This is a genomic window from Stenotrophomonas genospecies 3, assembly GCF_054473855.1.
In genome coordinates, this window is record NZ_JBTMUR010000010.1 from 229,155 (window position 1) to 240,095 (window position 10,941).

Consider the following 10,941-nt stretch of genomic DNA (forward strand, 5'->3'; position numbering starts at 1 on the left):
ATGGCGGAGCGGACGGGACTCGAACCCGCGACCTCCGGCGTGACAGGCCAGCATTCTAACCAGCTGAACTACCGCTCCGTTCTTGCAAGAACTTTTTCGCCTTCCTTCCGAACCTGTCGGTGAGAAGACAAGGCCCCCAGCTTTAGGCCGGGGGCCTCGATGTAGTGGCGGAGCGGACGGGACTCGAACCCGCGACCTCCGGCGTGACAGGCCAGCATTCTAACCAGCTGAACTACCGCTCCGCATTGTTGCTATTTCCTGTTTTCCCACCGGCCTGGACCGGGGAGAAAACAAAGCCTCCAGCTTTTGGCCGGAGGCCTCGTTGAATGGCGGAGCGGACGGGACTCGAACCCGCGACCTCCGGCGTGACAGGCCAGCATTCTAACCAGCTGAACTACCGCTCCACACTCAAACTTTTACCGCGGTGCTGTGGTGGGTGCTGAGGGTTTCGAACCCCCGACCCTCTCCGTGTAAAGGAGACGCTCTACCGCTGAGCTAAGCACCCCAGCGAGCCGCTTAGTTTACAGCATCCTTCAGGGCCTTACCAGCCTTGAACGACGGATTCTTCGAAGCAGCGATCTTGATGGTGTCGCCGGTCTTCGGGTTGCGGCCGGTGCGGGCAGCACGGTCGCGGACCTGGAAGGTACCGAAGCCAACCAGGGTGACCGCATCGCCGTCCTTCAGCGCCTTGGTGACGGCAGCAACGACGGCATCGACAGCGCGGCTGGACTCGGCCTTGGTCAGGTCGGCAGCTTCAGCAACGGCATCGATCAATTCGGTCTTGTTCATTCTCTACAACTCCTTTGGCGGTGGGTTCCGCTTATTCGACAGGGAAGCAACCGCACGCCTTCTGCATGCGGCCGCCATGTGGAAACGGTTCGCCGATTCAGTCATCGCTGACAGCGATCACTCATTCGCGAGTGCTGCTTTTATACCAGTGGCCCTACCCCCACGCAAGCTGGAAAGCCAGCAACGACGCGGGTTTCGGGCCATCGGACAGCGCGCGTCAATGCTTGACGCGCGCGCTTCCACTCGGTTTGGCCTTGCTGCGCACCGTGACACGCTGCGCACTCTTGCGCGCCTTCTTCGGTGCCAGCGGGCGCTCCAGCGCCAGGTCCAGGACTTCTTCGATGTACTTCACCGGCACGATCTCCAGATCGCGGGTGACGTTGGCCGGAATGTCTGCAAGGTCCTTGCGGTTCTCTTCCGGAATGATGACCGTGCGGATACCACCGCGCAGTGCGGCCAGCAGTTTCTCCTTCAAGCCACCGATGGCGGTGACACGACCACGCAGGGTGATCTCACCGGTCATCGCCACGTCGGCACGCACCGGCACCTTGGTCAGCATCGACACCAGCGAGGTGACCATTGCCGCACCGGCACTCGGTCCGTCCTTCGGCGTGGCACCATCGGGCACGTGCAGGTGCACGTCGTGCTTCTGCAGGAAGTCGCTGTCGATACCAAAGCCCACGGCGCGCGAACGCACCACCGACAACGCCGCCGAAGCCGATTCCTTCATCACGTTGCCGAGCTGGCCGGTCAGGATCAGCTGGCCCTTGCCCGGCACCAGCGTCGATTCGATCTGCAGCAGATCGCCGCCCACTTCGGTCCAGGCCAGGCCGGTGACCAGGCCGATCTCGTTCTCTTCCTCGGCGCGACCGAAGTCGAAGCGACGCACGCCCAGGTACTTGTCCAGGTTCTTGCTGGACACGCTCACCAGCGCCTTGGACTTCTTCGCACCCTTCTTCGCCTTCACCGGCTGCGGGCCGGCCAGCGCGATCTCCTTCACCACCTTGCGGCAGATCTTGGCGATCTCGCGTTCCAGGTTGCGCACGCCCGATTCGCGCGTGTAGTAGCGCACGATGTCCTGGATCGCATCGCTGCCGATCTCCAGCTCTTCCGGCTGCAGGCCGTTGGCCTTGATCTGCTTCGGCACCAGGTAGCGGGTCGCGATGTTGAGCTTCTCGTCCTCGGTGTAGCCGGGGATGCGGATCACTTCCATGCGGTCCAGCAGCGGGCCGGGAATATTGAGCGAGTTCGAGGTGGCCACGAACATCACTTCGGACAGGTCCAGGTCCACTTCCAGGTAGTGGTCGTTGAACGCGTTGTTCTGCTCCGGGTCCAGCACCTCCAGCAGCGCCGACGACGGATCGCCACGGAAGTCCATCGACATCTTGTCGATCTCATCGAGCACAAACAGCGGGTTCTTGCTGCCGACCTTGTTGAGGTTCTGCACGATGCGGCCCGGCATCGAACCAACGTAGGTACGACGGTGGCCACGGATCTCGGCTTCATCGCGAACGCCGCCCAGCGACATGCGCACGAACTTGCGGTTGGTAGCCTTGGCGATGGACTGGCCGAGCGAGGTCTTGCCCACGCCCGGCGGCCCGACCAGGCACAGGATCGGGCCCTTCATCTGCTTCACGCGCGACTGCACCGCCAGGTATTCAAGGATGCGCTCCTTGACCTTCTCCAGGCCGTAGTGGTCGGCGTCGAGGGTGTCCTGTGCGGCCTTCAGGTCCTTGCGCACCTTGCTGCGCTTCTTCCACGGCACGCCCAGCAACCACTCCAGGTAGTTGCGCACGACCGCCGCTTCGGCCGACATCGGCGACATCTGCTTGAGCTTGTTCAGTTCATTGCGTGCCTTGGCTTCAACCGCCTTCGGCATGCCGGCTTCGGCGATCTTGCGGGCCAGCTCTTCCAGCTCGCCTGGTGCGTCGTCCAGGTCACCCAGTTCCTTCTGGATGGCCTTCATCTGTTCGTTGAGGTAGTACTCGCGCTGGCTCTTCTCCATCTGCGACTTCACGCGGCCGCGGATGCGCTTTTCCATCTGCTGCACGTCGATCTCGCCGTCGACCAGGCCGACCAGCATTTCCAGGCGGTCGCCCACGGCCAGCGTTTCCAGCAGGCGCTGCTTGTCGGCCAGGCGCACGCTGATGTGCGCGGCGATGGTGTCGGCCAGGCGGGCCGGCTCATCGATGCCCGACAACGTCTGCAGCAGCTCCGGCGGCAGCTTGCGATTGGTCTTCACGTACTGCTCGAACAGCGACATCAGCGAGCGGGCGATCGCCTCCACCTCGCGTGCTTCGCGCTCGTCGGTGGCGTCGATCTCCACGGCCTGGCCGTGCAGCGAGCCGTTGCGCTCGTCGACGTGGGTGACCTGCACGCGCGACAGTCCTTCGACCAGCACCTTGATGGTGCCGTCGGGCAGCTTCAGCAACTGCAGCACCTGCGCCAGCGTACCGACCTGGTAGAGGTCGGCCGCATGCGGGTCGTCGGTCTCGGCCGACTTCTGCGCCAGCAGCAGGATGCGCTTGTCCGCCTCCATTGCCTGTTCGAGCGCGTGCATGGACTTGTCACGGCCGACGAACAGCGGGATGACCATGTGCGGGAACACCACTACGTCGCGCAGCGGCAGGACCGGCAGGTCGAGGGTTTCACTTGGGGAACGGGCCATGGGGGCTCCAGGGAAGGGGGAAAACCGCCTCCGGGAGGGCATCTTCCGGAGACAAAAAAAGCCGATGGCCCCGTTATGGGGCCATCGGCTTTCAGATGCAAGGCATTCCTTGAAAATCCTTTCCAATCAACAACCTGGAAGGATCACTCGGCGCCTGCGGCCTTCTGTTCAGGGGCCGCTGGGGACTGGTAGATCAGGTACGGCTCGGACTTGTGCTCGATCACCGACTCGTCCACCACCACCTTGCTGACGTTTTCCTGCGACGGCAGGTCGTACATGGTGTCCAGCAGGACCGATTCGACGATGGTACGCAGGCCGCGGGCACCGGTCTTGCGCTTGAGCGCCTTGCGGGCAATGGCCGACAACGCGTCCGGGCGGAACTCCAGCTCGACGTTCTCCATCTCGAACAGCTTCTTGAACTGCTTGGTGATGGCGTTCTTCGGCTCGGTCAGGATCTTGATCAGGGCCGGCTCGTCCAGCTCCTCCAGGGTCGCCACCACCGGCAGGCGGCCGACGAACTCGGGAATCAGGCCGAACTTGATCAGGTCTTCCGGCTCGACTTCGGCCAGCACCTTGCCCACTTCCTGCTTGCGCTCGCTGCTCTTCACCTTGGCGCCGAAGCCGATGCTGCCGACGTCGGTGGAACGGGCCTGGATCACCTTGTCCAGCCCGGCGAACGCGCCGCCGCAGATGAACAGGATGTTCTTGGTGTCCACCTGCAGGAATTCCTGCTGCGGGTGCTTGCGGCCGCCCTGCGGCGGAACGCTGGCCACGGTGCCTTCGATCAGCTTCAGCAGGGCCTGCTGCACGCCTTCGCCGGACACATCGCGGGTGATCGACGGGTTCTCGCTCTTGCGCGAGATCTTGTCGATTTCATCGATGTAGACGATGCCCTGCTGCGCCTTCTCGACGTCGTAGTCGCACTTCTGCAGCAGCTTCTGGATGATGTTCTCCACGTCCTCGCCCACGTAACCGGCTTCGGTCAGCGTGGTGGCGTCGGCCATGGTGAACGGCACGTTGAGAAGGCGGGCCAGGGTCTCGGCCAGCAGGGTCTTGCCCGAACCGGTCGGGCCGACCAGCAGGATGTTCGACTTCGCCAGTTCGACGTCGTCGTTCTTCTGCCGGCTCTCGATGCGCTTGTAGTGGTTGTACACGGCCACGGCCAGCGTGCGCTTGGCGCGGTTCTGGCCGATCACGTACTGGTCGAGGACCTCGAGGATCTCGCGCGGCTTGGGCAGCGAACTGCGCGCCGACTGCGCCTTTTCCTCAAGTTCCTCACGGATGATGTCGTTGCACAGCTCCACGCACTCATCGCAGATGAATACGCTCGGACCCGCAATCAGCTTGCGCACTTCATGCTGGCTCTTGCCGCAGAAAGAGCAGTAGAGGATCTTGCCGGTGTCCGTGGAACGACCTTGGCGGTCTTCGCTCATGCTTCGCTTACCCAGTTACCCCACCCGCTGAACGGGGGTTCGATTCGAGAATAGCACAGGGCCGAGGGGACACCAGTCCCGCCCGACCCTGCAGGAACGGGGCCTCCCTGGCCCCGTGATGGCCGGTCAGCCGGCCTGGATCGACTCGTCCGGACGACGCTCCAGGACCTGGTCGACCAGACCATAGGCCTGCGCCTCGAAGGCGCTCTTGAAGTTGTCGCGCTCGGTGTCGCGGGCGATCGTCTCCAGCGACTGGCCGGTGTGCTTGGCCAGCACCTCGTTCAGGCGCGAACGCAGGGTCAGGATCTCACGCGCGTGGATGTCGATGTCGGTGGCCTGGCCCTGGTAGCCACCCAGCGGCTGGTGGATCATCACGCGCGAGTTCGGCAGCGCATAGCGCTTGCCAGCTTCGCCCGCGGCCAGCAGCAGGGCGCCCATCGAGGCGGCCTGGCCGATGCAGGTGGTGCTCACATTCGGCTTGATGTACTGCATGGTGTCGTAGATCGCCATGCCGGCGGTGACCACGCCACCCGGCGAGTTGATGTAGATGTTGATGTCCTTTTCCGGGTTCTCCGACTCCAGGAACAGCAACTGCGCCACCACCACGTTGGCCATGTGATCGTCGATCGGGCCCACGAGGAAGATCAGGCGCTCCTTCAACAGGCGCGAATAGATGTCGTAGGCACGCTCGCCGCGGCTGGTCTGCTCGACCACCATCGGAACCAGGTTCAGGGCTTTGGTTCGGTTGTCCATTACGTGAGGTACCTATCTTGGGGGGCAACAACCCCGCGCCGGCAAAGGCGCGGGGCATCCGGTGATCCGCCCGGGCTTACTGGCGGATCGCGTCCTGGAACGACAGCTTCTCTTCGGTGTGCTGGGCACGCTCGGCGATCCAGTCGATCACCTGCTCTTCCATCACACGGTTCTGCAGGCCAGACATCAGCTGGGGGTCGTTGCGGTACATCTCAATGACCTGTTCCGGCTCTTCGTAGGTCGAAGCGATCAGACGCATCGTTTCGTTCAGGCGCTTGGCTTCCAGCCGCAGGTCGTTGATGCGGGCCACTTCACCGACCAGCAGGCCGACCAGCACGCGCTTGGCGGCCGCTTCCTTGAAGCCTTCGTGGGCATCGGCCGGGATCTCGCCGACGTTCTGGCCGTTGCGGCGGATCTGCTCGACCTGCTGGGCCAGCATGGCGCGGGCTTCGTTCTCGACCAGGCGCGGCGGCATTTCCACCGACGAGTAGGCGGCGATCAGCTGCTCGCCCACTTCGCGGCGCAGGCGGTTCATCAGGGCACCCTTCAGCTCGCGCTCCAGGTTGGCGCGGATGTCGCTGCGGAACTGCTCGACGTCGCCGCCCTTCACGCCGAAGCTCTTGATGAAGGCTTCGTCGACCGCCGGCACGACCGGCTCGGACACTTCGGCAACCTTGACGGTGACCTGCACGGTCTTGCCTGCCAGCACCGGCACGCGCCAGTCAGCCGGGAACTCGACGTCCAGGGTCTTTTCTTCGCCCTTGGCCAGGCCGACCAGGCCCTTTTCGATGGTGTCGAACATCATGCCCTGGCCGAGCACGATCGAACCCTTCTCGGTGCCCTCGGCCGGCAGGCGCTCTTCGCCGGCCTGCGACCAGGTTTCCACCGCGACCAGGTCACCGTCCTGCGCGCCACGGCTGACCGGGGCCCAGGTACGACGCTGGTTCTGCAGGTTTTCGATCATCTGGTCGATGTCGGCGTCGGTGATCTCGGCGCTGTGGCGCACGACGGTCAGCTTGCTGACGTCGATATCGCCGAAGTCCGGCACCACTTCCACGGTGGCCACGAAGGAGAATTCACCCTCCTCGCCCTTGTCGATGCGCGGGCTGCCCACGATGCGCAGGTCGTGCTCACGCACGGCGGCATCGAAGGTTTCGCGCAGCAGGCCGTCCAGCGCCTCGCCACGGACCTGCGCGCCGAAGCGCTGCTCGATCACCTTGGCCGGCACCTTGCCCGGACGGAAACCCTTGATGCGGGTGGTACGGGCGATTTCGCCCAGGCGGCCGACGATGTGGCTCTGCAGACGCTCTTCCGGCAGCGAGAAGCTCAGGCGGCGTTCCAGGTTGCCGGTGGATTCGATCGAAGCTTGCATGTTGACTCCTGCCACCGGTGGCCCACGCCCCCGGCTCGATGATTGGGATGAAACGGTTGTAAGGACACGACGTCTGGGACGCGCCTGCTTGCCGCAGCCCTTTAGTTTCGCCCAATTCGGCCTGCACTGCCAGCGCGTGCCGGTCAAGGGGGCGCAGATGGCCCGATCAGGGCGGGGACAGGCCGGCACTGGTGCGAAAGGGGGGACTCGAACCCCCACGCCTTGCGGCACTGGAACCTAAATCCAGGGCGTCTACCAATTCCGCCACTTTCGCGTGGCCGGCTCAGGCGTTCATTGTCGCAGGCGGGGGCAGGAAGCGGAAGGCCTGCACAAAACTGAATCTGTCGCGATGGCCGCGCCCCCTGCATCGCTGCCGCCCCGGCGGGCGCACCGCCCGCCAGGACGACTGCGGCTTACTGCTGCGGTACAGCGCGGGCCGGTGCCATGCCTGCATGTTCGGCGGGCGCCTCCCCCTTGCGGATCTCCACGCCCCCGTCGTCGGTACGGCGCAGGGCCACCGACTCAGGCATGACCTTGCGCACATCCACCGAACCGTCCGCATTGCGCTGCACATCCACCGCGTCAGGCAGGACCTCCGCTTCCGCAGGCTGAGCCGGCTGCATCTGCATGGCGTCACCCACCGGGCGCGCCGGAGTGCTCTCCGTGCCCGCATCACGTTCAACGGTCTTCGCGGGATCATTGGCCGGCGCGCAGGCAGCCAGCGCCATCAACGCGAAGGGAACCCACAGCGTGCGGTGCAATCGATTGATATCAGCCATCAACATCTTCCTTCGTGCATGCGCCTTCGGCGCGGAAGATCCATTGGGTGCGATGCAGGAAGGATGCGGTGAGAAGCAGCGCACAGCATTGAAAACACTGATGACGCGTATGCCCCTGATTTCAGCATCGCTTCAGTAGATCCACGCCATGCGCCGTTTCAGTAGATGAAATGCCACCCGGCGTGAGGCAAGAAAAAAGCCACTTGGCGAACCAAGTGGCTTTCGTCTGGTGGGCTGTCAAGGATTCGAACCTTGGACCTATTGATTAAGAGTCAACTGCTCTACCAACTGAGCTAACAGCCCGAAATCGGGGCGCGAATTATGACCCGATCCGCTCGGTGGGTGCAAGCACTTTTTTCAACATCGTTGAAACCAGCACTGCGGTCCCGCTGCATTGCAGATCCACGGCCAAGCGGGGCTCCGCAACCCGTGATCCATCGAAACGATGGGAGTCACACTTATAAGAAAAAAGCCACCTAGGATACCAGGTGGCTTCTGTCTTGGTGGGCCGTCAAGGATTCGAACCTTGGACCTATTGATTAAGAGTCAACTGCTCTACCAACTGAGCTAACGGCCCGTGAAACTCAGACGCACATTGTAGCGTGCTTTCTGTTTATTGCAATACCGTTTCGGCTGCGCCGATGCGGTTGAATCAGTGGGGTGGCTGAGGGGATTCGAACCCCCGACCACCGGAATCACAATCCGGTACTCTAACCAACTGAGCTACAGCCACCACTGGAACTTTCGCTCCACCGCCGATGAGGCTGACGTTGGAACTTGATGCTTTGCTACCGGGCGGAACCAGAAGTCCGTCCCCCGAAGCGAGTCCGGCATTTTCCGGGAGTCGCGAAGGAATTGCAAGCACTTCTTCACATTGATGTGCAGGGGCCGGAACAGGAGATCAGGGCTGCTCCGCCTGGATCACGCGCACGGTGTCCCCATGCTCATCCAGGAATGACAGCGTGGCCTCCCCCTTCGGCGTGACCTGCAACTGCAGGCGCGGCCGGCCCGCTCCGTCGAGCAACTGAAGCATCGCATTGCGCGACTGCGTCCTGCCAGGAAACACACGACGGGTAATCGCTTGCACACCCTGCGCGTGCAAGCACTCATCTTCGGCCGAGAACATCGGCCGCAGCTGTCCATCGGCGACATCGTTTCGATCACGTCGAACGACACACTGCGTTGGGCCGTCGCCCCCATCAGCAGGCCAATCAACGCCAGCCGGGTGACACCGCCGCAGTACAGGGTAGGTCGCCGTTGGTGCCTGCGCAGTTGATGCACTTCGGCCAGCACCTGCTCCACATCTCCCGCGTCTTTCGAAACCGCATTTCATGCCGAGCACCAGAAGGTGCGTGCCGCACGCACCGAAGGTCAGGCGCTGGCAAACAGCTCATCCGTCGTCGGACGCGCTGCCGAGATCGTGAACTTTAAGTGAATGGATCATGAATGGATCTGGAACGGCAATGGGGGAGATCCATTCATACAACGTTAGCTGCAGGACATGGAACGCAGGGCGCGCGTTTGCAACCATGCCGGTTCCTGCAATGAAGGTGAGATCAATAGATGAGCAAGCGGCTAATCGGATTCGTCGCGCTGGCAGCCGTGCTGGCAGTGGCAGCCGTTGCAATGTCCGGCTACCGGCAGCAGGCAACTGCGGATGCCACGGCAGAGGAATCCGGGAAGAGTGGCAGCCTCGATGAACGGCCTGACCAGGGCAGGCAGCTTCCGGCGTCAGGTGCGGCGGCCGCGCAAAGGCTTGAGCGGGACAACAAAATCCCGCCGGGCTCGTACAAGGCCGTGGGCCCCAAGGCCTACGAAATCGTAAGAGGCAATGAGTTCCGGCCTCCCGGTGACGCGCTTGCCCACGTCAAGCAACTGATGCTGCGCTCCGAATCCGGAGATGCCACGGCAACCTACGAAATCTATCGAACCATCGAGCAATGCCAGACCTTCATCTCGGATCGCGCTGACAAGCTGGCGGATTCGGCCACCACGGTCGGGGCCGGCAACTGGTTCCTGGAGCGGTCGGAACGAATCCTCAAAGAGTGTGAGTCGCTGGCTCTGGATCAGGACATCTATCACGCCGATTGGCTTTCGAAGGCCGCCGCCATGGGCTCGCAGGAAGCGATGCGCGCCTACTCGCGATCGCCGGAGAAAGTCATCGGTTCGCTTGATGACGCAATCCGTGATCCCACGGCGCTCGAGGCGTGGAAGGACACCGCCACCGGATATCTGCGCGAACTGGAATCACAAGGGAACGTCAATGTCATCAGCGACATGGCGATGGCCTACACCTATGGCGGCATCGTTCCTGCGGATCCCGTTGCGGCCCTGGCGTACACCCGCGTCCTCAACCGGCTGGACCCACGTTTTGCCACCACCAATGACATTGCCAACCATGAGAAAAACCTGAGCAGCCAAGAGAAAGAGAAAGCCCGCATTTCATCGAACGAAATCTTCAAGAACTGTTGCATCCCACGATAAGGACCTATTGTGAAAGCTAGACTGATTGGGATTATCCCTTCGCTTGGTAGAAACTCCATTCCCGCCATTGCAGGCGTGCTGCTGTTCATGGCGGCCGGGAGCCTTCAAGCGAAAAAGCTTCCTGGCGTCATCAACTGCACCGCCGGATGCACGCTGACAACCCCGTATCCCGATCCGGTGACCAACCAGCAGCTTTCCCAAGAGGTCCAGAAGCTCAATGACGGCCGGACCACGGTCTGGACTGCCCAGACGCGCGTCCAGACCGGCGATGTCCTGACCGTCTGTAACGGTATTTCCTGCGTCAACTACACGTGGCGAGGTGCAGGTTTCGACTCCGGCGAAGTGATTTCGACCGTCCTCCCGCCCAACTCCCGCGGCGGTGGTGGTGGCGGCGGCGGTGGCGGCGGTGGTGGCGGCGGCAGCGGCCCGATCAGCGGCGGCTGCCACGGCAACTGCGGCGGTGGCGGCAAGGTGCGAGTGGGCGAACTGGAACAGATGTGATCCATCCGGGGTGCACTCGACCAGAGTGCATCCATCGCGACATTGAAAAAGGCCAGCGCATAGCGCTGGCCTTTTTTCTTTGCCGTGACCCGTCCTGAATTGGGTTGACACCTTTTCCCTCTGGAAAAGGAATGTTCAATGAAATCAACAATCAGGCGCAGT

At 62.7% G+C, this 10,941-nt stretch carries 9 protein-coding genes and 8 tRNA genes; 2 read left to right on the plus strand and 15 right to left on the minus strand.

Annotated features, from left to right (window positions below; all coding sequences use genetic code 11):
* Position 1 precedes the first annotated feature (1 nt).
* The 15 genes from ACX9OT_RS15140 to ACX9OT_RS15210 all read right to left on the minus strand — a co-directional run bounded on the left by ACX9OT_RS15140 (position 2) and on the right by ACX9OT_RS15210 (position 8,920).
* A tRNA-Asp gene (locus ACX9OT_RS15140) sits at positions 2 to 78 on the minus strand.
* Positions 79 to 165: 87 nt separating this feature from the next.
* A tRNA-Asp gene (locus ACX9OT_RS15145) sits at positions 166 to 242 on the minus strand.
* 85 nt (positions 243 to 327) lie between these two features.
* A tRNA-Asp gene (locus ACX9OT_RS15150) sits at positions 328 to 404 on the minus strand.
* A 26-nt stretch (positions 405 to 430) separates the two neighbouring features.
* Positions 431 to 505: transfer RNA gene (locus ACX9OT_RS15155), tRNA-Val, on the minus strand.
* 11 nt (positions 506 to 516) lie between these two features.
* Positions 517 to 789: an HU family DNA-binding protein gene (locus ACX9OT_RS15160; protein WP_004146343.1), complete on the minus strand. Its 273-nt coding sequence runs from the start codon at positions 787 to 789 to the stop codon at positions 517 to 519.
* A 217-nt stretch (positions 790 to 1,006) separates the two neighbouring features.
* The gene (gene lon, locus ACX9OT_RS15165; RefSeq protein ID WP_049422624.1) at positions 1,007 to 3,457 is read right to left on the minus strand and encodes an endopeptidase La; all 2,451 of its coding nucleotides are present in this window, start codon (positions 3,455 to 3,457) and stop codon (positions 1,007 to 1,009) included.
* 143 nt (positions 3,458 to 3,600) lie between these two features.
* Positions 3,601 to 4,890: an ATP-dependent Clp protease ATP-binding subunit ClpX gene (gene clpX / locus ACX9OT_RS15170; RefSeq protein ID WP_049463494.1), complete on the minus strand. Its 1,290-nt coding sequence runs from the start codon at positions 4,888 to 4,890 to the stop codon at positions 3,601 to 3,603.
* 126 nt (positions 4,891 to 5,016) lie between these two features.
* Positions 5,017 to 5,643: an ATP-dependent Clp endopeptidase proteolytic subunit ClpP gene (gene clpP / locus ACX9OT_RS15175; protein ID WP_004146318.1), complete on the minus strand. Its 627-nt coding sequence runs from the start codon at positions 5,641 to 5,643 to the stop codon at positions 5,017 to 5,019.
* Positions 5,644 to 5,719: 76 nt separating this feature from the next.
* Positions 5,720 to 7,015, minus strand: a complete 1,296-nt coding sequence (gene tig / locus ACX9OT_RS15180) for a trigger factor (protein ID WP_459002775.1) — start codon at positions 7,013 to 7,015, stop codon at positions 5,720 to 5,722.
* 189 nt (positions 7,016 to 7,204) lie between these two features.
* Positions 7,205 to 7,289 (minus strand) — tRNA-Leu (locus tag ACX9OT_RS15185).
* A 139-nt stretch (positions 7,290 to 7,428) separates the two neighbouring features.
* A complete protein-coding gene (locus ACX9OT_RS15190; protein WP_317218157.1) occupies positions 7,429 to 7,794 on the minus strand; it encodes a hypothetical protein in 366 nt (121 codons plus the stop codon).
* 227 nt (positions 7,795 to 8,021) lie between these two features.
* Positions 8,022 to 8,097 (minus strand) — tRNA-Lys (locus ACX9OT_RS15195).
* A gap of 198 nt (positions 8,098 to 8,295) precedes the next feature.
* A tRNA-Lys gene (locus ACX9OT_RS15200) sits at positions 8,296 to 8,371 on the minus strand.
* A gap of 79 nt (positions 8,372 to 8,450) precedes the next feature.
* A tRNA-His gene (locus tag ACX9OT_RS15205) sits at positions 8,451 to 8,527 on the minus strand.
* Positions 8,528 to 8,695: 168 nt separating this feature from the next.
* Complete coding sequence (locus tag ACX9OT_RS15210; RefSeq protein ID WP_049461432.1) at positions 8,696 to 8,920, minus strand: hypothetical protein; 225 nt, start codon at positions 8,918 to 8,920, stop codon at positions 8,696 to 8,698.
* Between the two features lie 437 nt (positions 8,921 to 9,357).
* Here ACX9OT_RS15210 and ACX9OT_RS15215 point away from each other — a divergent pair, with 437 nt between their 5' ends.
* A complete protein-coding gene (locus ACX9OT_RS15215) occupies positions 9,358 to 10,278 on the plus strand; it encodes a hypothetical protein (RefSeq protein ID WP_459002778.1) in 921 nt (306 codons plus the stop codon).
* A 9-nt stretch (positions 10,279 to 10,287) separates the two neighbouring features.
* A complete protein-coding gene (locus ACX9OT_RS15220; protein ID WP_162292252.1) occupies positions 10,288 to 10,779 on the plus strand; it encodes a hypothetical protein in 492 nt (163 codons plus the stop codon).
* The last annotated feature ends 162 nt before the right edge of the window (positions 10,780 to 10,941 follow it).

What these genes read in the sequence shown, in the direction of transcription:
- ACX9OT_RS15160 (WP_004146343.1), bottom strand. Translation starts at nt 789, where the DNA reads ATGAACAAGACCGAATTGATCGATGCCGTTGCTGAAGCTGCCGACCTG.
- lon (WP_049422624.1), bottom strand. Translation starts at nt 3,457, where the DNA reads ATGGCCCGTTCCCCAAGTGAAACCCTCGACCTGCCGGTCCTGCCGCTG.
- clpX (WP_049463494.1), bottom strand. Translation starts at nt 4,890, where the DNA reads ATGAGCGAAGACCGCCAAGGTCGTTCCACGGACACCGGCAAGATCCTC.
- ACX9OT_RS15190 (WP_317218157.1), bottom strand. Translation starts at nt 7,794, where the DNA reads ATGGCTGATATCAATCGATTGCACCGCACGCTGTGGGTTCCCTTCGCG.
- ACX9OT_RS15210 (WP_049461432.1), bottom strand. Translation starts at nt 8,920, where the DNA reads ATGTTCTCGGCCGAAGATGAGTGCTTGCACGCGCAGGGTGTGCAAGCG.
- clpP (WP_004146318.1), bottom strand. Translation starts at nt 5,643, where the DNA reads ATGGACAACCGAACCAAAGCCCTGAACCTGGTTCCGATGGTGGTCGAG.
- ACX9OT_RS15215 (WP_459002778.1), top strand. Translation starts at nt 9,358, where the DNA reads ATGAGCAAGCGGCTAATCGGATTCGTCGCGCTGGCAGCCGTGCTGGCA.
- tig (WP_459002775.1), bottom strand. Translation starts at nt 7,015, where the DNA reads ATGCAAGCTTCGATCGAATCCACCGGCAACCTGGAACGCCGCCTGAGC.